We start from the raw sequence: 25,273 nt of genomic DNA on the forward strand, positions 1-25,273 counted from the left end.
CTTTTCCAATATATATCAGTATAAGATTATGGAAAGGAATTTTCAAGAAACGCAAAAAGATTAGTTTTCTAATCCAAAACAGCCGTTTCATAAACGGCGCAAGCGGCCTGAGCGCGCACAAAAACATCTATTTTACACCCTGCTTGGCCAAAGACCCCTCCCGTGCAAGGTGTTTTTATACGCACGGGTAAAATTGCTATACTGTTGAAGAAACCTTTGCACTCAGGAGAACCTATGCCCCGACTGGCTGTAATCGTACCGATGCATAACGAACAGGAAATGGCGGAGTTATTTTTGGCGCGCGTACTTCCCGCGGCAAAACAATGCACAAACGATTTTGAATTTATTTTTGTAAACGACGGAAGTACCGATGATACGCTCGCCCGCCTAAAAGCAGCAGCAAACGAACATCCGTTTGTAAAAATCGTTTCGCTCTCGCGCAACTTCGGCAAAGAAGCCGCTGTAACAGCCGGACTGGAAAATTCATCGGCAGACGCAGTAATTATTATGGATGCGGATTTGCAGGACCCGCCCGAGATCATCCCCCTCTTTTGGGAAAAATTTCAGCAAGGGTTTGAAAACGTCTACGGCGTACGGACGGACCGCGGTGCGGATTCGTTTTTAAAACGCATAACCGCACAAACTTTCTATAAAATTTATAATTTATTAGCCGATACGCCGCTGCCGTATAACGCCGGAGACTTCCGTCTGATGAGCCGCCGCGCCGTAAATGCCGTTCTTGCTCTTCCGGAACGCGAACGGTTTATGAAGGGACTGTTTTCTTGGGTGGGATATAAAAGTGCAGCCGTACCGTTTTGCCGCGCTCCCAGAGAAGCAGGAAAAAGCAAGTGGAATTATTGGAGACTGTGGAATTTTGCTTTAAACGGACTAACCGCATCCACCACTGTACCGCTTAAACTGTGGACGTATTTCGGAATGACCGTTTCGCTGTTTGCGTTCGTTTTTGCAGCGTGGACGGCGTATAAAAAGATTATCTGGGGAAACCCCGTTAGCGGATACACTTCGCTAATGGTAGTGATTTTATTTTTTAGCGGCGTACAGCTGATTACCCTTGGCATCATAGGGGAGTATTTAAGCCGTATTTTTATAGAAGTTAAACGCCGGCCGGCGTATCTAATTGATGAAAAAATCAATTTTTAAGGTAACCGTATGACCATACTAATTATTCTTCTTATGCTCGTATTGAATGCCCTATTGGCCGCTTACGAAATGGCTTTGGCCTCCGTTTCGCGCACCAAACTTTCCATTTTGGTACAGGGCAAATGCTCCGGTGCTGAACAAGCTCTTTATATGAAAGACCATATGGAAGGCAGTTTGGCCGTGGTACAAATCGGCATTACACTGGTAGGCGCGGTAGCGGCGGCTTCCGGCGGAGCAGGAGCGGATGAAATATTTTCACCCGTTTTGCAGGAATATCTTTCCGTTTCCAAACGGGTGGCCGACGTACTGGCCGTGGCGCTTGTGGTAGTGCCGCTGAGCTTTATTACTATTGTGTTCGCTGAGCTGACCCCCAAAACCTTCGCTATTAAAAACAAAGAATTTGTCGTACTTCAGTTTTCTCCCTTAATGCGTGTGTTATATGCCGTATTATCCCCTATCGTAAAAATTATGGAGGCCCTCGTCCGCACGTTTACCCAAAAAACCTTCACCAAAACACCGGATCCGAAGGAAGCTCAAAAAGCCGCTATGGCGGATTTACGCACGGCAGCGGCAATTGCATCTTCGTCACGTTTATTCGGCAAAGCAGAAGAAAAAATCGTACTCTCAAGCGCGATGTTCTGCATCCGCAAAATACGCGAAATTCAGGTACCGCTTGAACAAGTGTATATGTTGGACGCAGACGATTCCATCGCCAATACATTCGTCAAAGCGCACTTGGATATGCACACCCGCTTCCCCGTACGCGCCGTGCCGGACGATCCGCAAAACATCATCGGATATCTCAATTTTAAAGACATTTTTTTATCCACTAAAACCTCCGGAGGCACCCCCGCCACGGCGCGCAGTATTGTCCGTCCGATTTTACGCTTGGAAGCGGACACCATTATTTCCGCCGCCTTAGAAAAGATGATGAAAAACAAACAACACATCAGTTTGGTAACCGAGGGTAATAAAATTACCGGCATTTTGACGCTGGAAGATATTTTTGAAGAAATGGTAGGTGAAATTGAAGATGAATACGATTTTTCCCCCGCTTATATCCGCCCGTTCGGCGCGGGCGTACTGGCCAGCGCCAGCGCAAAAATGGCTGACGTAATGGAACGGTTAGACCTGCCTCTTCCCGCCGATTTGTCCGGATCAGTAACGGTAGAACAATGGATCAACAAAAAACTAGACCATACTCCCACAAAAAACGAAAAAATCCGCGACGGCTCCCTCCTGTTGGAAACGCGCAAGTTCCGCCGCCATAAATTGATGGAGGCGTTTATTTGCAAAGTGTAACCTTTAGACACAAAAAAGGCTCCCGTATTAATGGGAGCCTTTTTGCACATTAAAATACTTACAGCACGATGTGTTCCGCCAACTCCCGCCGCAAAGACGGCGCATCCGAAAACAGGATGGTTTCAAATCCCAGCTGTGCTGCGGCGGCAATGTTTTCCGAGTTATCATCAATAAAAACGCAGTCCGGCGCACACAGTCCAAATCTGGATAACAAACGATCGTAAATGGCGGGATCCGGCTTGATTAGTTTCTCCTCGCCGGACACAACAATTCCGTCAAATTCGTCCAAAAAACTAAACTTTGCACGCGCCAGCGGAAATGTCTCCGCCGACCAATTCGTCAGCGCGTATGCAGCGTATCCCTGCGCTTTTACTTTCCGCAACACATCCACTGTACCTTTGACAGGGCCCCCCAGCATTTCATCCCAACGCAAAAAATACATTTCTATCTGCGACCCATACTTGGGATATCTGCCCTTTGCTTCCGCAATTCCCTCAGCAAACGAACGCCCCGCATCCTGCCGCGCGTTCCACACAGGCGTGCAGACGTTGGATAAAAACCATTCCATTTCTTCCTCGGAAGCAAAAACCTTTTTGTATAAATACCGCGGGTTCCAATCAATGAGTACGCCGCCTAAATCAAATACTATTTTTTTCATAGTTTTCCCCCTTTTTCCCATTATAAATATTAGAGAAGATAAAACGCAAACGCCTAAAATTGCAGATAAAAAGAGGCGGAGAGCAAAACAAGTTATTTTGCTCCCCGCGCACATAATAGAAGTTAAGAACTGCCGTTTTACAACACCAAGGTGTCTTCCATGTCCGGCCCGGTGGAAATAACGGAAATCTCCGGATGCGGATACACTTCAGCGGACAATTTGCGCAAATCATCCAAAAACGCTTTGGCTTCAGGTGTAAAATCTTCATACCGTTTCACGCGGTCGTTGCCGACAAACATATCAATATGCGTAATGGCAATTTTAGTACAGTTGTTAATCATAATCGCGCGGGAAGCGGAGCGTTTTTCAAAAGCGCCGATACGGCGCAACCGTTTGCTGACACTACCGATTTCGTGCCCTTTGGTATGATAAATTTCCAACTCTTTTTCATCGGTCATTTCGTGTTCCAGCGGGCCGGGGCCTACGCGCGTGATATATGGCTTAAACACTACGTATACGTCGCGCACACTCTTGGGACCGAGGCCGGCTTCGCCCAAAAAAGTACTGGCCGTGGTATCACGCGAAGTAACAAACGGATATTCACCGTGCATTAAAGAAAGTTTAATGCCTTGCGTACCTTCCAGCAAAATATGACCGCCGTTATCCAGACTTTTGTTTAAAAGCTCGGGTACATCTTGGATAAAATCTTTCAACAACGGTTCATCTTTGGCAAACTTTATGTCGCGCCGCTCAATACGGTCGCGCACCGCCTGCCCCAAGCCGGTACCCACACTGCCGATATGCTGCATAAAGTGCGCAGCATTCTTTTCGGCAGCGGTTTGCTCATCGGAAATCAGCACAGCGTACGGATCAATAATCAATCGGTCGCGCGTACCGGTAAAATTTACTTCGTCCAGCAGCCATTTGGTTTTGGTGTACGCGCCAGCCCCAAGCACCAACTTGGTTTTGGGATTTAAAAATCCGGACGGAATATTTTTAAGCGTGTAGGACTTACCGTCTTTTACCACCGTATGCCCCGCATTAGGGCCGCCCACGCGCACACAATAATCGTACGAACCTTTATAAGACAGGTACGCGGAAATCTTACCTTTTCCTTCGTCGCCGGCTTGTCCGCCGCAAACAATATCAATCATACTTTCCCTCCGCCAGCTCCGCTGCCAAACCGAGATAAGTTGCCGGCTCCAGCGCAAGCAGCTTTTGTTTTGTTAAATCGTCTGTATCCAATTCTGCAATAAATTCCCGCAAAGCGGACAGCGTCAGCACGCGCCCGCGGGTAAAATCGCGCAGTTTTTCGTACGGTTTTTCTGCACCCGCCGCACGCAAAACGGTTTGCACTGCCTCGGCCAACACTTCGGGATGTTTGTTTAATTCTTCGCGCGCCAAAGCGCGATCAAATGAAATTTTTTCAAGTCCTTGCAAAATAGATAAATACGACGTCAGCGCGTAACCGAAAGCAACGCCCATATTGCGAAGAACCGTAGAGTCCGACAAATCCCGCTGCAGGCGCGACACAGGCAATTTACGCGAGAACAACTCAAACAACACGTCCGCTAACTGCAAATTTCCTTCGGCATTTTCAAAATCAATGGGATTTACTTTTTGCGGCATGGTGGAAGAGCCCACCTCTCCCGCAGATGTTTTCTGCCGCACGAGCCCGCCGGAAATATACCGCCACATATCTTGGCAGAAATCCAATAAAATCACGTTAGCGCGGCGGAGATTGTCAAAAATTTCAGCGTAGGAATCGCGGTTGTCCACTTGGGTGGAAAGCAGGCTTAAGAAAATTTTAATTTTGCGGCCTTGGTTGAGTTTGGCTGCAAATTTTTGCGCCGCGCGCGGCCAGTTAATATTGGGGAAAGACGCCGTATGCGCGTTGTAATTTCCCACCGCTCCGCCGAATTTACAAGAAACTTCGCGCGTTTTTAACTGCTTGATTTGACGGTGTAACCGTTCGGCAAAAACGCGGATTTCTTTACCAAATGTCGTCGGCACCGCCGGTTGTCCGTGCGTGCGCGCAAGCAAGACAGAATGCGCTTCTTTGCGCGCCAGTTTTACAAGTGCTTTATAAATATTTTCCAAAGCGGGCAACAGCACTTTTTCAAGTCCGTCCGACAATAGCACCGCATATGCAGCGCTGTTGATATCTTCACTCGTCAGCGCAAAATGGAACCATTCCAAACGGTCCGCAAGAGACGTATTGCGCAAGCGCAATTTCAAAAAATACTCCACGGCTTTCACATCGTGCTTAGTGACAGGAATGTTTTTGTAGCCTTCAAATTCAATCGCCCGCAAAACGGACATATCAGATTCGGACAAGTTACAAACGCCCGCCAACAATTTTTTTTCGGCTGCGGTTAATGGATTAAAACGCGGAAGTTTTAAGGAAGAAAGCGTCTCCAGCCACGCGCATTCGGCACGTAAACGGGATACGGAAAAGGCGGCTTCGCCCATACAACTTCTGAGCGCGCCCAGTCTGCCGCTGTAGCGGCCGTCCAACGGGCACAACGCCGATTTTTCCATAATTATATTTTAGCACATTTATCAGATATATGTGGAATGAATGCGTGAACCAAAAACGGCAGAAAGCAAAGGAGCCTGTTGACTATAGCGGTTTAGCATAAATTCGCTTTGCAGCAAAGGCGGCCCGCAGGGTCTGTTTGCATTGCTTACCGGCACATAAAAAACCACCCTTTCGGGTGGCTTTTTTAAATATGCCCAGTATAGACAGATTGGCCACGAGTCGCCTCGTTGCCCCTCGGCGCTCGCAGCCCCGCCTCGCCATACTCGCCTTTCGTGTGCGTCGTACGGCTCGCACTCAAACTCGTATAAGGCTCCGGCTTTCAATCCCTAACGCGGCATAAAGCAGTTTATGCCGCTTACTGGATATATTAAAAAAACCACCCTTTCGGGTGGATTTTTTAAATATGCCCAGTATAGGGATTGAACCTATGACCTTTCCCATGTCAAGGGAACGCGCTACCGCTGCGCCAACTGGGCTTAAATCTAAAATTATTATACCAAATCTAGCACAATAATAAAAGTTTTACGTCTAAAAAATAACGCTTTGAGACCTGTGTATTTGCATTCACTTATGGAATGTTTATCTTAATGGAATTAAACTAAATTTAATCATTTGGGATATATTTTGGACACTTTTTGGACACTATAATACCGTGCTGATTTGGCAGGATATATTATGGTATTTATTTATCTTGTGTGGGCAAAAAGTATTTACTATAATGGGATAAGATTTTTACTTTTAGAGGCAGAAACAAGGTAATATATAAAATAGCAGTTATATAAACAATTTAATAGATTATTGTCGGGTGCGTAAGGGAAGCTTACGCATGGAAGGGAGATAAACACTTTCTTCTATAGAGAGTCCGGGAATAATCGTTTGCTTTTTACTCACCCTCGCAAGAGGGTGGGTAAGCGACGATATTCAAGGTCACTCTCTATACTTTGAATTCGTCGCTTTTTTTATGGCAAAAATAGGAGGATAAATGTGAAAATTTCAGAAAATGTATGTCCGGTATTTGATTTTAAGAAAAGTGTGATACGTTTGGGAAAAGAAAAAAGCGTATTTCGGTTGGTACAAGGTAAAGATTCTTGGGTAGTTATCAGTAGCCCATCGGCAGTACACATTTTGTCTAAGTTTACAGGGCAATTAAATTTGAAAGATATTGTAACTGAATTATCCCAACAATTTAATGTCCCTTATGCAGTATTATTAACGGACATTCAAGAAATTATTGCACCCTTGGTGGAACAAAGAATTTTGTTGCTTGACGATAATCCGACAAAGTGTACTAATTCATTAGCACTACAGGTAATAGCTCCGCGGTTGCGTGGTAGTTTGCATATTGATTTAACGGAAGTTTGTAACGAAAAATGCGTGCATTGCTTAGCTGATAAAGACGGAAAAACTTTATCAACTTCCATTGTATTAAAAACATTGAAAGAAGCTGCTATGTCCGGCATAACGGAAGTTTCCTTTTCCGGTGGGGAAGCTTTATTACATCCCGATTTTTGGCAGATTGCCCATTGTGCTAAACAATATGGTTTTGCCATTACCCTGTTTAGTAACGGTCTTAATATAGATGACGAATATGCGGATAGAATTGCCGATTTACATGTAGAGACCGTCCGCTTGAGCGTCTATTCTATGGACGACAATTTGCATGATAAAATCACGCAAGTATATGGGTCGTTGAAACGAACTTTATTGGCGGCTAAATATCTTAAAGACAGGTGTGTTCCGGTATTTATAAACTGCCCTGTTATGAAAGATACTTTTAAAAGCGCAAAGGATGTGTGGAATTATGCCAAGAACGAAGGTTTTGGCTATAATTTAGACCCTTGTATCCAGCCTACCCGCGATGGGCGGGCGTCCAATGATGATATAAAATTATCTCTTGACGAATTCAAAACCATTACAGAAATTATGTTCCCAGGCGAAATGGGGCACAATGTAGAACCTAATCGATTAATTTGCGCGGCAGGGAGCGGAGAAAACTTTTATATCAATGCAAAAGGACAAGTAACATTGTGCCCCACTATGAACCAATTTATCGGAAACATAAATGAAACCTCTTTTTTAACGATATTGGACCAGGATAATTTAACGCCCCAATGTGCCGCAATTACCATAGATAATTTGGAGAAATGCAACGGGTGTCCCGTCCGAAAAGCGTGTCAGCGGTGTCACGCGCGGGCATTACGGGATACGGGGAAATTGAACGGGTGTTCGCCCGAAGATTTTGCACACGCGGTGGCGCGTAAAGAAATTATGCAAAAACGCGGTGTGTGGAAAAATTAACATAAGGAGAAAAACATGAGCTATCAAAAAGCAAAAGTAGAAGTGTTGCATAATATGCCGGTTGCTGGTGGTTGTGGGGACTCCAATGAGTACACTTGTGCAGCTATGGGTTATTATAAACATGGCCCTGGATGTGGCGACAGCAATGAGTACACTTGTAAGCAACAAGGCTATAGTAGATAGGTCGCATCTGCTAGCCCTTTACAAAGGGCTAGCAGTAGTTATTTGTTGATAGAAAAATGAGAATGTTAAAATTCAATATCTTTGATTTTCATATTCATTGTGGTTACGCACATAATACCTATTACTCTCCGAACGAGTTGAAAAGCTTTGTATTGGTCACGCCAGAGATGAAAGGGTGTTTGTGCAGTTCTTTGAGTGGTATTTTTGACTATAGAATAGGCGAAGAAGATTTGCGTCAGATATGCCAAACAACAAGTATAATCGGGGCGTATTGGGTAAATCCATACTTGCCACAGTGGCAGGATAATGTGGTTCGCTTGTGCAAGGAAAACCAAATCCCCTGTATCAAATTGTCTCCAACGGCTAATATATACGAACCCACTTATGAAATGTTAGAACCGGTGTGGCAGTTTTGCCAGAAACAACATAAATTTATTGTGATACATACGGACGAATACCGGAGCAACCCCGTTAAACTGATTCCGTTATTGGAAAAATTTCCGAAGGTTCCAGTAGTGTTATATCATCTCAACACAGGGCTTGAAAATATACATATTGCCAAATTATTTCCACAGGTGTATCTGGAAACCTCATTCGGGGAAAAAATAATGGACTGTATGGGTATTAAAATGGCTTTGGATGTTATCGGAGAAAACCGGTTATTGTTTGGGACAGATTTTCCGATTGGGTGGAAAAGCATAAATAAGGCGTATGTTTCACATTACTATAAGCAACTAATTCAAATATATTTGACACATATTTGCAAAGGAAATAGGGCTCAAGCACAGAAAATCTTGTATTACAATGCCCAGCAGCTATTAAGCAAATATCATATAAAAATTTAATGAAGTACCTGCAAATAAGGAGAGAATATCAATGTTTTAAGTTAAAACTGGGAAACTGCAAAGGGCAAACCTTGCAAGAAATTTGGGAGCACTCTGCGGAGTTGAATAAACTGCGCAACCTTACCAATGCCCAATACGGGCAGTGTCTAAAATGTCCCTCCCGTGCGTATTGCAACCTTTGCCCCGGGAAGTTATACAACGAATCCGGCGGAGATATGTTTCAGTTGAGTAATTATTTCTGTGAAGTAGCTCATATCAACCGCCGTATTGCGGAAGAATTTGTGGCCGCACATAAAAAATAGAGGTAAGCATGATCCTATTGCTCGTAATTTTGGGAGCCGGAGCCTTATATTTGGTTTGTTTATTGTTCTTGATACGGTTGGGAGAACAGGCCGACGGTTCTACCCTCGCAGGGCGCATACAGGCCAGAGCGGGCAGAGAGGCCGAACAAAAACTCTATTCTTTATTAACCAATAACAAGAAGAAAGATTAGCAGTTGTTTCTCTGCCTATTTTCAGCTAATATGCACCCGAGTGACCCGATTATCATCTCCTCCTGCGGTATTTATGCGCTATGCTTTCCTGACGGATATCTTATCCTGACGGAAAGCATAGCCGATGCCTGCCAAGTATGTACGGATTTAGGCTTACGGCAACCCCCTTATTGGTGGCCTTTGGTAAAAACATACGATACTCAAGAACAGGCGGAACGGTATGTGCGGGCGGTGCGCCATGCAGTAGGCACGGCAGGCAGCCCTTTAGTGCGCTTGTCCCGCAATCATACCGGAAAATGGCAAGTGACGTATAACGGGTTTATTTCCTCATTATAAATAGAATATGGAACGAAAATTACCGGACTATTATAAAATTTTGGGTGTGGCGCACAATGCTGACAATAAAGATATTGAGCGGGCGTTTAGAAAAAAAGCCATGCAATGTCATCCGGACAGATTCCCTGATCCGAAACAAAAGGAAGCGAAAACACGGGAATTTCAGGAATTAAACGAAGCCTACACGCTGCTATCGCACTATATACGACGCAAAGATTATGATGCAGCTTTGAAAAGACAAGAAGAGGCGGAGCAAAATAATCAGGCGGATAGCCGCTATAATTATAGCAATGATGATACGGGCAATTATGAATACTACGAGTCGCCGGAAGAGCGAGAACTGAAAAATGCAATCCAGTGTATTAATAACTTTATTTCGAAATTTGAAACCCCTACCCGATGCGGGAGTATTGTCTACAACTTTATGCGGTTTGGGAATTTGACGCACCAAAAACTGAAAAATGTGCTCGCTTCCGGAAATCCAACGGCGATTAAAGAAGTGGCCCGTAATTTGCAGCCTTATACAGACAATGGCGCTTTTATGAATTCTTTTGATACCGAAGGAAAAGAATGTTCCTTTTCCGTGCGGTATACATTTGCGGATTTTCCCGATATCATCGCAAATATCATATATACTAAAATAATGGTCAGACGTTATAAATGGAAGGGAACTTTTAGCAATGGCAAACAAACAGAAATATATACAGGCATAGGTAACGATTGGCAGGAAGTCGTAACCGACGGAGAACAATTCTATTGTCGGTGGCTTGATCCGCTTTTAATAAAAAAGGCTTGTGATGCCGCCGCTAGAGAACTAGACAAGCAATATACATATACTACAGCCACCTCTTCCTATCAGTCGTGCTCTCAGATTTCTGACACAATGAATAATAGGGTAAACGCAATTATTGCATGCGGTTTTTTCCTTTTTGGAACCATTGTTTATCTGTTTGTGGGTTTTTGTGTAGTGGCCTCTTCTGCTTTTTTTCAGATAATTTGTTTTATCCTTGCAGGTATTAGTTTATGTCTGGTTATAATGTTTGCTATATTCGCGTTTAGAGGGGATATATCCTTCAGATCGGATAGTGAGTATGACAATGATAACTGGGAAAGTGATATATAAGTTTATATGTAATCTTTCGTCCCTTTGCCGTCAAGCAATTTGGCGGCATCATTTTTGTATGAGGCCTGTTTCCACCTTGTAATCTTGTTACATCTCTCTAGAGCAAACTTCTAATCTTGTTGTTTTTATTATTTCTAATCTCAATCTATATTAATCCTGCTGTAATACTCTCTCAAAATTCCCCTGCGAATTTGTCATTTCCCAAATACTCCAATCGTACATAAAACACCTGTTTGGCACGTTTGGAGCTGCTATCTTTCGTTCCCGTGGATTCAAAGTAGCGAAAAATAGCGTCCTTAGAATATATCATCTACATAAATCCTTCACTATTGAACTCCAGGTATATCCAGAGAACACTTGCTTTATATATGAGGGGGTTTTAATATCAGAGCCTAAGAAATACTAACAAGAGAACGTTTAGGTTTTATATATAGGGATTTAACTTATTTAGAACAAAAGCAACCAATTATGATTAATACGGTTGGGTTATTATTAGTACCGGATATAGAGTATCAGTTAAGTACAGGTATCACTATAGATGATTGCGGGCAAACTTGGAGATTTCTCCGAAAACAGGAGACGTATTTCCCCTATTTGGATTTATTACCTGACGGCAAGTTAAAAATTGAGTTCTGCCCTGCTAAGGTGCTATTTGGTCATAATTTATATGAGATTGCTCCCTGTGATATGTCACAAATTCTGCTCCGATTAAATATATTACTACGCAAAGCCCATGTGCTAACTTGTCCGGCTATCCTGCTATATGCTCACGTGTACCGCATTGACTATGCCAAAGTGTGTTATGTTCCGTTTGACAGCCAAGTGTTGCTGCCTTACTTGCAGGATATTCATCAAGGCGGCCGCTACAAAGAAGCTTTTACGTTTTATCCCCACGACGGACACATGACGGCTAGCACACTAAAGCTAAGGAAAACCGGGTTTTACAATAAATCTTCCGAGATATTGCAGAACTGGCGTAATACGGATGACATAAAGGACATCGTAAACAATCTTCCCGGAACATTTTATCGGTTTGAATGTTCGCTCAAAACAGCTAAAGAAATCGGTCGGGAATTAGTCCGCTGTGATATCGACCTGCAACCCTGCTGCTTGGCAGCACTGTCCACACAAGCTGTTATTTATGCAGTACTAAACAGGAACTTAACCCAAATCATGCAGCACTGGTATGTGCCGAACCGGACCCAAGCACTGGATAAGGTGCGGATATGGCTTTGCAAATACAAATATGAAAATGTCCGGTCTTTGCTAACCGATATGCTATATGCTGCTGTTTGTGTGCAGCTGGGAGTAGAAACCGTCCGCAAAACCGTAGAGGAACACTTAGATAAACGCTATGCAAGGGATTTTATGAAACGATTTGAACGATTAGAACTAGAGGATGAAAATTGCTTAGCCGTATTCAAAAGGAGATGGATGGAAGAAGTTAAATCACTCAAACCCATTGATAAGCCATTTGTATACGGTTTGGAATATCAAGAGACAGTGAAAGAGTTACCGTCTCGTCTTTTTGCCTCAGTACTACTAGCAATAGTGGAACTGTTAATTTCAACCCCATTGGGGTAATTTAAGAAGGAGTAGTAAAAATGACAGAGGAAGAAAATAAATTTATGACTGTAGAAGAATTGGCAGAGTACCTGCGAACCACACCGGGAACGGTCTATACTTGGAAAAGTATGGGTATTATCCCACCAAAGTGTGTAAAGAAAATCGGACGTAAGTTGTTATTTATTGTCCGTGAAATAGAAGAGTGGGTAAATAGTCTGTAAAGTCAGTCAAAACTGCACAGAGGGCGACTTTGGCCCGGCAATTAGGTGCTGAAACACCCTTTGTGCAGGTAGTAAAGCAGTCCTGTGTGATCCAGGGAGAAATTAGATGTGCAAATACGCTTCTAATGCCTTACGAATGAGCCACGAAATACTACGTTCTTCCGTTTTAGAGCGTTTCTCAAGGGCTTGCACGATTTCCGGGGTAGCCACAAAAGCAATAGTTGGATTTGTTTTCTTAGGGGTCTGTTTTTCCATGGTTATATTATAACACATTGGGGTATTGAAAATCATAAATAACTATTGACTATTGATGGTTTATGTATTATACTTATATATATTGGTATATATTGATAATTATTGAGAATCAAAGTGAAGTAAAGAGTAGCTGGGTGTGATATGAAGCATGTGAAGGAAATTGAAAAAGGCAAAGTGTATCTTATTGACTTCCGTGATAGTGAAGGTAAGCGGTGGCGTAAGAAAATATATGGCACAAAGAAATATGCTGTGGAAGTAGCTACACGCCTAATGAAAGAAAAGGAAGATGATGTTTTCTTTCCCGAACGTCGCACCTTAAAAGTAACGTATGGACAACTAGCGGACGCTTATTGGCAACTTCATGGAAAAGAACTGCCGGGGCGTTCGGCAAAGTCCATGTGGAAAATCTGCAAAGATAAATTTGGTAATGTTAAGATGAAAGATTTAACCAGTACAAAATTACAGCAGTTCTATAATGAATTATTAACCAAAGGTGGAATCAAAAACAAGGGACTCAAGAGCAGCACATGTAACCGTTATTTTGCTGTGTTAGGAGCTGTTATAGAATATGGTATCAAGCATGACTTGTGGAACGGTAAAAACCCGTGTGTAGTAGTAACTAAGAAGCCGGAAGATAATAACCGTGAGGCATATTGGGATAATGATAAATTAATACAATTGTTCCAGTATTGCAAAAACAAACAAGCTCAACAAATTGTACGGTTTGCCCTTCATTCCGGCATGAGAAGAAGGGAAATCTTTGACCTTGATTGGTCTAATGTGGATATGGGTTTAGGAGTTATTTATATCCTTCAATCCAAAACCCGTCAAAAACGTATTGTGCCTATGTCTGACAACTTAACAGCGTTACTACTGGAAATTGGACCGAAGAAGTCCGGCAAGGTATTTACTATGAAGGTAAGTGCGTTTGAGAGTGCCTTTAAGCGTGCTAAAGATAAAGCCGGATTAAAAGGGCTGACGTTTCATGACCTGCGGCATACGTTTGCAACGACATTCCGGGTACATAATGGGTCTATGTCTAATTTACAAGGTATTTTAGGACATACCACGCCACGTATGACCAACCGCTACGCTCATTTAAGTCCGGAATACCTGAAAGAAGTTATTGCTTGTATGAATACGCCCCAAGGTAAAGCGTAATGCTTGCCAAAAGTCCATTTTAGGTACGATTTTATGCAGAAATGGACACTTTTTGGACACTTGCCCATTTTCAAGGCAGTTATCAGTGAGGTATAAAAAGGAAAATCCTCGTCGTAGAACGAGGACTAATAAGCGGTTGAAAACTGATTTTGCATGTCTCCATGTCAAGGGAACGCGCTACCGCTGCGCCAACTGGGCTTAAATCTAAAATTATTATACCAAATCTAGCACAATAATAAAAGTTTTCCGTCAGAAATATTGTGCTTTTGAGTCGCATTTTGGCATTAACTTGTAGGGTATTTATGTTGAATGAAGTTGAATCAAGTTGGTATTGGTACACAAAGTGGGACAGTAAATAAAAGACTATGCCTGATGATGAGTTAACCATTTTGATACACATCGATGCCATATTCGCTGCTGATTTCTCTCACCGATTTGCCTTGCTTTCTTAGCTCCAATATCTGCCGCTTAAACTCTTTTGTATACTGCTTTCGTTTCATAACCATTATTCCGCTTCTCCTATACAACCTGTTATACTTTTACCCTTATTTACTGTCCCAGATTTTGTACCAAATCCACGTTATAAAGATGCAGATACCTTGATTAAAGGGCCTATGGCAGGGGCTATATTTGAAAATATGATTATTATGGAAGCGGTAAAAGAGAATATATACAACCGCACCGGATATAATTTGTATTTTTACAGGGATTCCAACCAAGTAGAAGCAGATTTGGTAGTAGATAAAGGCCAAAATATAGATTTATATGAGATCAAAGCCACTCAGACTATTCATAGTAACTTTGCCAGAAAATTAAAGAATGTTGCTTTGCCTGCCGCCAATAGGACTATCTTGTCTTTAAATTCTACAGAAATGCCATTACATACGCAGGTTATGGCTAAACCTTGGTGGAGCATTGTAAAATAGACTGATTTAGCAAATGCTTAGTATGTAAAAATTGGCCTAATTGCCAAAAAACTGTAAAATCCTTTATGGATAATGCTGCACAAATACACAAGTTCAATAGTGATTATAAACGCACAATTTTTCCGTCGGAATTCAACGTAGTGATTGATTTATAAATATCGCACAGTCAAGCAAAATTAACCGTCTCAACATTTCGACAACTTTCGCGGTAACAGTTCCCGTTGAGCAAGCAAACTCCGCTTACTATATAGCTCTTTAAAAAATACCGCTCCGCCCAACAAATATTCCACTTGAAAATTACTTAAAACTCCACGCATTGCCAATAGAATTTTCTATAAATTCCAAAAGGCCTTTATGCAGCAGCACGCGTTTATTCGTACGGATACGGTGTATTTTTTCCGGATTGGCTTTTGAGGGAATCTCTAAAAATACCGTAGTAGTACCGCACGTCATATCCAAATAACTTTTGAGTTTTTGCAAATTCTGTTTGGAATAATCCGCAGGGATACGAATAGTAAACTCTTTAGCGATGTTGGAAATCAAATCCGTTACGCTGCTGACATCTTGCAAGTTCAGTTCAATGCGTGCGCTGTCCTCATCTATACGGATATCCCCTAAAAAATTGAAAATAGCGTTCGGGGCCAGTTTTCCGCCCATATTTTCGTACGTACGCGGAAAAACATTAACGGACAGCGAACCCGTGCAGTCCTCAATGACAAGCTGCGCCCAGTCTTTTTTCGTTTTCTTATTTTGACGTTTTTTGAAAAGTGTTACAATGCCCAGCACATTTAAACGGCCGGAGGCTTTTCCCTCCAAAATATCGCGAATCGGCGTACAGTGCAGCTGGGCCAAATTGTTTTGGTACTTGGACATCGGATGTCCGCTGAAATACAAACCCAATACTTCTTTTTCAAAATTTAACAGTTCATTTTGCGTCAGCGGATCAGCCTCCACGGGCGTTGTTTGTTTGACACTTAAAACGGCGGAAAAATCATCCCCAAACAAATTTCCCGTATTTTTTTCTTTCTCTTTCGCAACCAAATGGGCCACATCAACGGCGTTATCAATTCCCGCCAAAATGTTGGCGCGGGTAATTTTGGGATCCTGTTGCGGAGCAATGCTATCCATTGCGCCGGCTTTAGCCAAACTTTCAATGGTTTTTTTGTTGGCTTGAAAGAGGTCAATGCGGCTGCATAAATCTTCAAGCGACTTGTACGGTCCGTCTTTTTCGCGTTCTTTAACGATGGATATACAGCCTTCTTCCCCCGCGTTTTTAATGGCTTCCAATGCATAGCGGATACATTCTTTTCCGTCTTTTACATCCACGGAAAACTCGGGCTGGGAAGTGTTAATGTCCGGCGGCAAAATTTCAAATCCCATACTGCGGGCTTCTTCTAAATACGTAACGATTTTATTTTCTTTATCGTCCGCGCCGATAGCGTTGTGGCCGATTTCGTTGGTCAGCGCGGAACACATAAATTCAATCGGGTAATTGGCTTTTAAGTAGGCCGTTTGGTACGATACCAAAGCATACGCGTATGAGTGCGATTTGTTGAAACCGTAACCGGCAAACGCTTTCATCTGTTCGTAAATGTGGGCAGCTGTTTTCTCGGAAATTTTATGTTCTTTACACCCTTCAACAAATTTTTTACCGAATTTCTCCATTACGTCAATTTTCTTTTTACCCATTGCCTTACGCAGCGTATCGGCTTCGCCCGGGGTAAACCCGCCCAGACGTTTGGAAATTTCCATAATTTGTTCTTGGTACAGCATACAGCCGTATGTATCCCGCAGAGGTTCTTCCAAAAGAGGTGTTTCGTATTCGATTTTTTCCTGACCGCTTTTACGGCGCACGAACATATCCATCATACCCGACTCCATTGGGCCCGGGCGGTAGAGCGCCACCAAAGCGGACAAATCGCTAAATTGCGAGGGCTGTAATTTCTTGATTAAATCGCGCATTCCACCGCTTTCCAACTGGAAAATTCCCAGCGTTTTGCAGGCGGAAAGCATATCGTAGGTTTTCTTGTCGTCCAGCGGAATTTTGTTAATGTCAAAATCGGGGTTGTGCCGCGCACGAATCATTTTTTCGGCGTTATCGATAACGGTCAAGGTACGCAAGCCTAAAAAGTCCATTTTTAAGAGCCCGAGGTTGGAGCACGGTTCACCTTCGAACTGGGTGGTAATCGCGTCGCGCGCACCGCGCGACAACGGCACATATTCGGACACAGCTTCCTTGGTAATCAGCACGCCGGCAGCGTGGATGCCTGTGTGGCGTTTTAAACCTTCGATTTTACGCGCCATTTCAAACAAACGCTTACTTTGCGGATTATTAGTTACTTCGTTACGAAGCTCGTTGATTTCCAACGCTTTTTCCAACGTCATTTTTGGGTCGTTGGGAATCATCTTGGCAATACGGTTAGCTTCAGCCACGGGAATTTCCATCGCACGCGCCACGTCTTTAAGCGCCAGTTTGGCTTTCATTGTGCCAAACGTAATGATTTGGGAAACTTTATCGTGTCCGTATTTGCCGCGAACGTAATCAATCACGCGTTCGCGCCCCTCATCGGACATATCAATATCCAAGTCAGGCATACTAACGCGGTCCGGATTTAAAAAACGTTCAAACAGTAATTTGTTTTGAATGGGGTCCACACGCGTAATGTCCATACTATACGCCACCAGCGAACCCGCGCCCGAGCCGCGCCCCGGCCCTATCGGGATCCCGTTTGCACGCGCCCAGTTGATAAAATCCTGCACGATGAGAAAGTAACAGTCGAATCCCATCGTAATAATGACGTTAAATTCAAATTCTAACTGTTTCCAGTAATTGTCCGGCACGTTGCCGTTCATTTTTTTGATAAGGCCTTTGCGGCACAAATCTTTAAAGTATTCGGCGGAGTTGGGAAACTCTTTGGGAATATCAAAATTAGGCAGAATAAACCCGTGTTTGGGAAACTCCAAATTACACTTTTCGGCAATAGCCAAAGTGTTGGAACACGCTTCGGGCGTGTGGGCAAAAAGCGCGCACATTTCATCGGGCGATTTAAAATACAGTTCGTGCGACATTTTCATACGGCGCGGATCATTAAGCGTTTTGCCTGTGGCGATACAAACGTGAATATCGTGTGCTTCCCAGTCCTCTTTTTTCTCGTAGTGGCAGTCGTTGGTAGCCACAACAGGAATTCCCGTCATTTTTGCCACGTCTTTCAAAAGAGGCAGCGCTTCCACTTCCTCGCGGATACCGTGGTCCATCAGTTCAATATAATAGTTCCCCTTGCCAAAGATATCTTCATACTCTTTGGCGAGCGCACAGGCTTTTTCAAACCCGCCCTCTGAACGTACATATTGGGATAAAAAACCTTTCAAACAGCCGGAAAGACATAACAGACCGCCGCTGTGTGTGGATAAAATTTCTTTATCGATACGGGGATACTTGTAAAATCCGTCCACCCACGCCATCGAGTTTAATTTCATCAGATTGAGATATCCTTCGTGATTGCGCGCCAAAAGGGTTAAATGCCCGTAGCGGGAATCTTTTTCGGTATACTTGCCTTCGGTAATATAAAATTCACACCCAATGATAGGCTTAATACCCGCCGCACGGGCCGATTCGTAAAAATCAAGTGCGCCGTACATATTTCCGTGATCCGTAATTGCCATAGCAGGGATACCCTGCGCTGCCAAACCCTGCAAAAATTTGGACGGTTTGTGATTTTCGGATACGCGCAACATTCCATCCAAAAGCGAGTATTCGGTGTGGTTGTGGAGTTGTACAAATTCGGCCATAGTAAAAGTCCTTATATTAGGCAGTACGCAGTCCCGGTGGATACCGGGAATCAGTCCAAATGGTGTAAAATGTTTATATGAAACATTATAGTAAATTAAAAGAAACAAAAATTTCTTCCAAGCTTCTTTTTAAAGGAGTGCTTAATGTGCGTTTAGATGAGGTAAAACTATTGAACGGACACACATCCACCCGCATCTATTTTGAGCACCGCGGCGCAAGCGGCATTTTACCCGTGGAGGACGGACACATCTATCTGGTACAGCAATACCGCTACCCGATTCGCCAAAGCACGTGGGAAATTCCGGCCGGAAAGCGGGAAAAGGGCCAGTCGTTTTTGGCCTGCGCTCGCGCGGAACTGAAGCAAGAAACGGGGCTGACGGCCAAGTCGCTTAAAGAAGCGCTTGTTTTTCATCCGTGCAACGCATTTTCGGATGAAGAACAACATTTATATGTAGCTACCGGTTTAAAACGGGGAAAAGACTGCCCCGATGAGGACGAATTTTTAAATGTGCAAAAATTTCCGTTGGAAACAGCATACAAAATGATAGAAAAAGGCGAAATTACAGACGCTAAAACCATTTTAATGCTCCAATGGTACCGTTTACACAAAAAATAAGGCATAAAGGTGCAGCCGCATCATCGGAACGGGCACCGGATGACAAGGCGGCTAAAAATCTGCTAAAACTAATATAAGAAGCTGCATTTTAAGGATTTCTTATGATTCGATTTAATTGTGATTACAGCGAAGGCGCGCATCCCGTCATTTTGGAAAGACTCGCGCAAACCAATTTGGAACAAACGGCCGGTTACGGGCAAGATCCCTATTGCCGCCAAGCGGCGGAGTTAATCAAATCGCTCTGCCAAACCCCGCAGGCCGAGGTACACTTTTTGTGCGGCGGCACGCAGACCAACTTAATCGTCATCGCAGCGATGCTCCGTCCGTACCAGTGTGTTATCGCACCCGATTCCGGCCATATCAACGTACACGAAGCTGGCGCTATTGAATCCACAGGGCACCGCGTACTAACCGTACCGGAAGAAAACGGCAAACTAACCGCCGAACAAATCACGCGCGTTTGCCAAGCCCATTGGCAGGATGACAATCCCGAATTTGCGCCGCAGCCTAAGCTGGTTTATCTTTCGTTTCCGACCGAATACGGTACGCTGTATTCCAAAAAAGAACTATCAGACATCCGCCGCGCCTGCGACGAAAACAACCTCTACCTGTTTATAGACGGCGCACGCTTAGGCTATGGCCTCGCCGCCGAAGGCAACGATGTTACGCTGACCGATCTAGCCGCCTGCTGCGACGCCTTCTATATTGGCGGCACCAAGCAGGGGGCTCTGCTCGGAGAAGCGGTCATCATCGTCAACCCAAAGCTCCAAAAAGATTTCCGTTATTTTATGAAACAAAGAGGCGGAATTCTAGCCAAAGGGCGTCTGCTTGGCATCCAATTTTTAGGGCTTTTTGAAAACGGCCTCTACCTAGAACTGGCCGCACACGCTAATAAAATGGCCGCGCTTATCCGCAATGCTTGTTTGAAAGCAGGGTGGAAAATGTGGTATAACTCCCCCACCAACCAGCAATTTCCCGTCGTGCCGGACAGTATACTCAAAGAACTGGAACAGGAATATACATTCGCGCATTTTAAACGATTAGACCGTAATCACTCTGCCATCCGCATTTGCACCAGTTGGGCCACGCGGGAGTCGGACGTCCAACAATTAATTGCGGATATTAAACGCCTCAGTGCAAAATAAGGAATTTATGTTACACATCGGATGTCATTTATCTTCTTCTAAAGGTTTTAAAGCGATGGGCGAAACCGCGCTCGCAATCGGGGCGGACACGTTCCAGTTTTTTACCCGAAACCCGCGCGGCAGCCAAGCCAAAGACATCGATCCGCAAGATGCCGCCGCATTGTGCAAATTAATGCAGCAGCACCATTTTGCCCCCGTTATCGCGCACGCGCCTTATACGCTTAATCCCGCTTCCGCCGATGCAAAAACGCGCGAGTTTGCCTGGCAAACGATGCAGGACGATTTGCAGCGGATGGAATACATTCCCCATAACTTGTACAATTTTCACCCGGGCAGCCACGTCGGTCAAGGAGCGGATAAAGGTATTGAACTTATTATCGAAATGCTTAACGAAATTCTGACCGCCGGACAAACCACCACCGTGTTGTTGGAAACGATGGCGGGGAAAGGAAGTGAAATCGGAAGAAGTTTTGACGAACTCAAACGGATTTTGGACGGAGTTAAATTAAACGAAAAAATGGGCGTGTGTTTAGACACCTGCCACATACACGACGCAGGCTACTCCTTGGCCGTCTTGGACGGAACACTGAAAGAATTTGACCGGCAAATCGGTCTTTCGCGCCTCAAAGCCGTTCACTTAAACGAAAGTTTAAATCCGCGCGGCGCGCATAAAGACCGCCACGCCGTCATCGGCGGCGGGCAAATCGGTACAGACACCCTCGCGCGCGTGATCAACCATCCGGCTTTAAAACACCTGCCGTTTTGCTTGGAAACCCCCAATGATTTGGCGGGCTACGCCAAAGAAATCAAATTACTGCGCGAACTGTATCGGGATTAGTCTTTTTTCCAGCCCCCAGATTAAATTGTATCCGCCTTCGTCCAATACGCTGCCCGAAAATCAGCAGCAGCCAGTACGCCGTTTGGCGGTTGGTTAAATATTCCCGCACGGTTGACAAAAACACGTAAACTCCAAAAAAAATCCACGTATTAATTGGTATATTGAATATCTCCCGCAGGTTTCTGATTTGTAAAAATATAGACATATTCCACACATCCATATTCTCGATTGAGAATGGACAGCCTTAACCATATGTAACCGAACAAATCAATCGAAACGTAACCCCTAAGGCCCGTTCGGACCGTCTATTCTTCAAAACAGTTGCCAATCTGGCCTATATTCCGACACGTTCAGCAAATAGTTTTCAACTTGCGCCCGTATACTCCACCAAGGTTTATTCGTTTTCCAACAAAAAACTTTCCTTTTACGCCAAATTCTGTATAATGGAGATATATTCCCTTTGTTTAAATTATTTGGAGGATAAATGAAAAAACTTCTCTTCGCGGTTTTCTTTCTGACTGCGGCAATATGCGTCACGGCACAAAATCTAGAAAACAACTGGGTTGGTGAGGCGGTTGACGGTCAGCACCGTACAGTAAATCAAGACAATGAAAATAAAAGTTTGGCTATCGTCGGTGGCGGTTCCTTTAACGGCAATGTTACCAATTCCTCTTTGACTGTTAATAACAAAAACATTAGCATCAACGACCCCAGCACTGCCATAACTGCCTTACAACGCCAAAACAGCAATGGTGAGTATGTAGCAGGCGGCGCGGTGTGGAATGCAAATGCCAACGGAAATACATTAAACCTTAGCAATATGACGGGAGCCACCGTCTTGCAAGGAAGAAATGCTATCGGTGGTATTGCCGTTTTGGATGACCACTTGGAGCGTTTTTCTAACGGTTCTGCCAATAACAATACAGTTAATTTAAATAATGTAACCACACAGGCCTATAATTTTATCATTGGCGGAAACGTATACGGAGGCGTAGCCGAATACTCACACGGCACCACCAACGGAAATATGGTCAATATCACAAATGGCTCTATTATCAATGGAAATGTATACGGCGGAATAATCCAGAACCGTTTAGAGCCGGAAGATCGTACAGAACCCGGTGCTTCTGATTCCCACGCAGACAACAACCGTGTTACCATCAATAACTCTACCGTAAACGGAACCGTAGCCGGCGCTGCGGGAGCTGATACGGCGGATGGAAACATAGTCATTGTGGAAAATAACTCCACGGTTAAAAACGTATACGCCGTGGATCAAAGTATCGGGGTGGAAAGTGGAGATGAATCCGTTACGCACGCCGATAATAACTCCGTATTCGTCCGCAACTCCACCGTTACGGGCAATGCGGCGGCCGTAAGCACCACCTCTGTCAATGCCTCCGGAAACACCCTTTCTATTGACAATTCTACCATCAATGCTCAGAATTTGTACTCCGTCAATATGGGTTTAGCCGAAGCAGCCGCCTCCGGAAATCCGGTTAAAGCTACTGTAGGGAATAATACACTATCGTTGACGAACTTAACCGGAGCCACATTTCAAGAAGCAGGCGCTTCCCTTAACTTGGTAGGCAATACAAGCAACAACCTCATACAAATCAAAGACTCCAGCATTACCCTTTCCAATACTAGCGGGAAGTTCTTTGGCGGCACGTTAAACGTTAGCGCGCTCAACACCAACAACTTGCTAGTTCTTCCTTCCGATAAAGGGATTTTGTTCGGCGGGGCATCTATGACGTACACTTCCCAAGTCAACACCGCGGGAACTGCCACCTCAGAGGAACCGGAAGCCGAAACCATCGCCACCTATGGTACCAACAGTGACAATAACACCATTATTCTGTCCAACAGCATCGTAACGGGTAACGTAATCGGCGGATTTTCGGCTTATATCGATGAAAAAGATTATTATACATCGGACGGTACTTCTCAGACGCACGTGGTAAAAAACGGCTTAAATACGATTACCTATGTAGACGGCGTACAAACTCAACAAGAAGATGGAGAAAAAAAAGAAGATTTAGTGTTTTCTGCATCTAACAACACTATTGTGTTGGATAATGTCAACTTTGATGGGAAAATCTACGGCGGCTATGTGGACGGCGCGGAAATTTTGTCTAAAAATAAACTTACCCAAAACAATACGGTCATCTTGCGCGGGGATATTACCCTGACCAACAATTCCGTCATTTATGGCGGAAACAACGAGCGGTACAAATCTACGAATAAATTGATATTTGACCGTACCCGTGCGACGTTTAATAGTGCCAGCCAATTCCAAAACTTTGCCTCCATGTGGTCCATCAACGCGGACTTTGACACCAACCTTAATTTCAATTTTGAAGGTGTTAATGCCAACTTGACAGTTGACCCGTCCGCTATAAAAGAAGGGCAGGCTATCGTAGTAACCTCCAAAGCGGGCACTGGATTGGAAAATATTCAACAAGGCGAAAAAGTAGTAAACTTAATCGGCAGTGGTATTACCCTAAACACAAACAAATTAGGGATTTACTCGTTTGATCTTTCCGGTATCAAATTAAACAGCGACACAGTCGGTTGGCAGCTTACGGGAACGAAAGCAAAAGCCAATTTGGAAGTATACGGACAACTGCCGCTTGTCGGCCTTGCGCTAACGATGGAAGGACAGGAAATGATCGGCTCCGCAGTAACCGACGCGTGGAAGAATGAGAATGATTCCAATTCATTTTTGAACGGTGCCTATCACCACACCCGTTACAAAACCGGCAGCGGTTTTGATTTGGACTCCGGAATTGCCCAAGCCGGTGCGTGGAAAAAATTCACAAACGACTGGCTAGGCGGCTTCTTCGTAAAATACGCCCACGGTTCGTATGACACCTTTCCGATCGACGTCAACGGCGATGCCGACGTATATAGCGGAGGACTCATGACCTCTCTGCGCTACAGCGAAACCGGCCGTTTGGAATTGGACGCCGAAATCGGCTATATGGATATGGAATTTAAATCTCCCGAACTTAGCTCCACATTTGACAGCAAAGGAATGTACTACGGTTTCGGCGCTGGTTTTGTGGAAACCTTGGCCGAAGACTTAGACATCTTCGCCAATTTCCGCTACTTACGTAAAAATGCAGACGATATTACCGACAACCTCGGTCAAAAAATTGATTTTGACTCGATGCAAAGCCTTGCCTTGCGCTTCGGCGGAGAATACATCTTTAACGGAGTGAATCTGTACGGATTGAAACCCGCCATCGGTGCAATGGGCATCTACGAAATGAACGGAGAATCCTCGGTTCACGCCGAAGGGCTGACCTCCGACGACGCTTCCTTAAAAGGAATGAGCGGACGCGCACAGTTGGCTTTGGTATATGACAACCAAGACACATTCCTGCCGCTTCGCACCGCGCTGACCGTTTACGGTATGGCTGGAAAACGTGAAGGCTTTGGCGGAGAAATAAGCATAGCGTTCTCATTCTAAGCCAAATGCAAAACAGTTTAAAAGAGCTTCGGAATACCGAAGCTCTTTTTTTATCCAAAAAAATTTTAACTAACCTCCTTTTAGGAATAACGCTTAATTAGTGCTTTTTAAAATCAGGAAAGCGGAAACTGTCCAATAGAAAATATTTATATAATAGAAATATAATAGAATGTGATTGTTTAAAATAGTTGCATACAACGCGAAAAACTGTTATAATAATTAGGTAAAGATTAATGGGCCTGTAGCTCAGCTGGGAGAGCGCCTGCATGGCATGCAGGAGGTCGCAAGTTCGATCCTTGTCAGGTCCACCATTTTGAAAAATATACCCCTGCTTATGCG

21 protein-coding genes and 2 tRNA genes are annotated in these 25,273 nt (G+C 44.1%); 17 read left to right on the forward strand and 6 right to left on the reverse strand.

Annotated features, from left to right (window positions below; all coding sequences use genetic code 11):
- The first annotated feature begins 234 nt into the window (after positions 1-234).
- Together ACI351_RS07345 and ACI351_RS07350 are read left to right on the forward strand one after the other, a co-directional pair.
- Positions 235-1,161, forward strand: a complete 927-nt coding sequence (locus ACI351_RS07345; RefSeq protein ID WP_439734598.1) for a glycosyltransferase family 2 protein — start codon at positions 235-237, stop codon at positions 1,159-1,161.
- A 9-nt stretch (positions 1,162-1,170) separates the two neighbouring features.
- Positions 1,171-2,463 (forward strand): CNNM domain-containing protein, encoded by a 1,293-nt coding sequence (locus ACI351_RS07350; protein WP_439734599.1) that lies wholly within the window; start codon positions 1,171-1,173, stop codon positions 2,461-2,463.
- A 58-nt stretch (positions 2,464-2,521) separates the two neighbouring features.
- Here the strand turns inward: ACI351_RS07350 and ACI351_RS07355 are convergent, their stop codons facing one another.
- From ACI351_RS07355 to ACI351_RS07370, 4 genes are all read right to left on the reverse strand, one after another.
- On the reverse strand, positions 2,522-3,121 hold the full coding sequence (locus ACI351_RS07355) for an HAD family hydrolase (RefSeq protein ID WP_439734600.1): 600 nt from the start codon (positions 3,119-3,121) through the stop codon (positions 2,522-2,524).
- Between the two features lie 137 nt (positions 3,122-3,258).
- Positions 3,259-4,275 carry an adenylosuccinate synthetase gene (locus ACI351_RS07360; RefSeq protein ID WP_439734601.1) on the reverse strand — a complete coding sequence of 339 codons (1,017 nt, stop codon included), beginning with the start codon at positions 4,273-4,275 and terminating at the stop codon, positions 3,259-3,261.
- Positions 4,268-5,662: an adenylosuccinate lyase gene (gene purB, locus ACI351_RS07365; protein ID WP_439734602.1), complete on the reverse strand. Its 1,395-nt coding sequence runs from the start codon at positions 5,660-5,662 to the stop codon at positions 4,268-4,270. Before purB ends, ACI351_RS07360 begins: the two co-directional genes overlap by 8 nt.
- Before the next feature lie 405 nt (positions 5,663-6,067).
- Positions 6,068-6,139 (reverse strand) — tRNA-Val (locus ACI351_RS07370).
- A gap of 508 nt (positions 6,140-6,647) precedes the next feature.
- On the opposite strand from ACI351_RS07370, the gene ACI351_RS07375 reads away from it, so the two are divergent.
- The 8 genes from ACI351_RS07375 (at position 6,648) to ACI351_RS07410 (ending at position 12,728) form a co-directional block, all read left to right on the forward strand.
- Complete coding sequence (locus ACI351_RS07375) at positions 6,648-7,961, forward strand: radical SAM protein (protein ID WP_439734603.1); 1,314 nt, start codon at positions 6,648-6,650, stop codon at positions 7,959-7,961.
- A 15-nt stretch (positions 7,962-7,976) separates the two neighbouring features.
- Positions 7,977-8,144, forward strand: a complete 168-nt coding sequence (locus tag ACI351_RS07380) for a hypothetical protein (protein WP_439734604.1) — start codon at positions 7,977-7,979, stop codon at positions 8,142-8,144.
- 62 nt (positions 8,145-8,206) lie between these two features.
- On the forward strand, positions 8,207-8,989 hold the full coding sequence (locus tag ACI351_RS07385; RefSeq protein ID WP_439734605.1) for an amidohydrolase family protein: 783 nt from the start codon (positions 8,207-8,209) through the stop codon (positions 8,987-8,989).
- On the forward strand, positions 8,989-9,291 hold the full coding sequence (locus ACI351_RS07390) for an SPASM domain-containing protein (protein WP_439734606.1): 303 nt from the start codon (positions 8,989-8,991) through the stop codon (positions 9,289-9,291). Before ACI351_RS07385 ends, ACI351_RS07390 begins: the two co-directional genes overlap by 1 nt.
- Before the next feature lie 221 nt (positions 9,292-9,512).
- Entirely contained in the window at positions 9,513-9,818 is a 306-nt protein-coding gene (locus ACI351_RS07395; RefSeq protein WP_439734607.1) for a hypothetical protein, read from the forward strand.
- Positions 9,819-9,825: 7 nt separating this feature from the next.
- Positions 9,826-10,941, forward strand: a complete 1,116-nt coding sequence (locus ACI351_RS07400; RefSeq protein ID WP_439734608.1) for a J domain-containing protein — start codon at positions 9,826-9,828, stop codon at positions 10,939-10,941.
- Between the two features lie 771 nt (positions 10,942-11,712).
- On the forward strand, positions 11,713-12,525 hold the full coding sequence (locus ACI351_RS07405) for a hypothetical protein (RefSeq protein WP_439734609.1): 813 nt from the start codon (positions 11,713-11,715) through the stop codon (positions 12,523-12,525).
- Positions 12,526-12,545: 20 nt separating this feature from the next.
- The gene (locus ACI351_RS07410) at positions 12,546-12,728 is read left to right on the forward strand and encodes a helix-turn-helix domain-containing protein (RefSeq protein ID WP_439734610.1); all 183 of its coding nucleotides are present in this window, start codon (positions 12,546-12,548) and stop codon (positions 12,726-12,728) included.
- A gap of 102 nt (positions 12,729-12,830) precedes the next feature.
- Here ACI351_RS07410 and ACI351_RS07415 read toward each other — a convergent pair whose 3' ends face one another.
- The gene (locus tag ACI351_RS07415) at positions 12,831-12,983 is read right to left on the reverse strand and encodes a CopG family transcriptional regulator (protein ID WP_158093743.1); all 153 of its coding nucleotides are present in this window, start codon (positions 12,981-12,983) and stop codon (positions 12,831-12,833) included.
- Positions 12,984-13,133: 150 nt separating this feature from the next.
- Here ACI351_RS07415 and ACI351_RS07420 point away from each other — a divergent pair, with 150 nt between their 5' ends.
- Positions 13,134-14,144, forward strand: a complete 1,011-nt coding sequence (locus ACI351_RS07420; RefSeq protein ID WP_439734611.1) for a tyrosine-type recombinase/integrase — start codon at positions 13,134-13,136, stop codon at positions 14,142-14,144.
- A 599-nt stretch (positions 14,145-14,743) separates the two neighbouring features.
- The gene (locus ACI351_RS07425) at positions 14,744-15,070 is read left to right on the forward strand and encodes a DUF4143 domain-containing protein (protein ID WP_439734612.1); all 327 of its coding nucleotides are present in this window, start codon (positions 14,744-14,746) and stop codon (positions 15,068-15,070) included.
- Between the two features lie 297 nt (positions 15,071-15,367).
- Here the strand turns inward: ACI351_RS07425 and dnaE are convergent, their stop codons facing one another.
- A complete protein-coding gene (dnaE, locus tag ACI351_RS07430; protein WP_439734613.1) occupies positions 15,368-18,859 on the reverse strand; it encodes a DNA polymerase III subunit alpha in 3,492 nt (1,163 codons plus the stop codon).
- A 77-nt stretch (positions 18,860-18,936) separates the two neighbouring features.
- On the opposite strand from dnaE, the gene ACI351_RS07435 reads away from it, so the two are divergent.
- From ACI351_RS07435 to ACI351_RS07455, 5 genes are all read left to right on the forward strand, one after another.
- Positions 18,937-19,476 (forward strand): NUDIX domain-containing protein, encoded by a 540-nt coding sequence (locus ACI351_RS07435; protein WP_439734614.1) that lies wholly within the window; start codon positions 18,937-18,939, stop codon positions 19,474-19,476.
- Between the two features lie 101 nt (positions 19,477-19,577).
- On the forward strand, positions 19,578-20,621 hold the full coding sequence (locus ACI351_RS07440) for a threonine aldolase family protein (RefSeq protein WP_439734615.1): 1,044 nt from the start codon (positions 19,578-19,580) through the stop codon (positions 20,619-20,621).
- A gap of 7 nt (positions 20,622-20,628) precedes the next feature.
- Positions 20,629-21,459: a deoxyribonuclease IV gene (locus ACI351_RS07445; protein ID WP_439734616.1), complete on the forward strand. Its 831-nt coding sequence runs from the start codon at positions 20,629-20,631 to the stop codon at positions 21,457-21,459.
- 484 nt (positions 21,460-21,943) lie between these two features.
- On the forward strand, positions 21,944-24,934 hold the full coding sequence (locus ACI351_RS07450) for an autotransporter domain-containing protein (protein ID WP_439734617.1): 2,991 nt from the start codon (positions 21,944-21,946) through the stop codon (positions 24,932-24,934).
- 235 nt (positions 24,935-25,169) lie between these two features.
- A tRNA-Ala gene (locus tag ACI351_RS07455) sits at positions 25,170-25,245 on the forward strand.
- Positions 25,246-25,273 lie beyond the last annotated feature (28 nt).

The sequence above is a fragment of the Candidatus Avelusimicrobium sp. genome, from assembly GCF_051874775.1.
Lineage (GTDB): Bacteria > Elusimicrobiota > Elusimicrobia > Elusimicrobiales > Elusimicrobiaceae > Avelusimicrobium.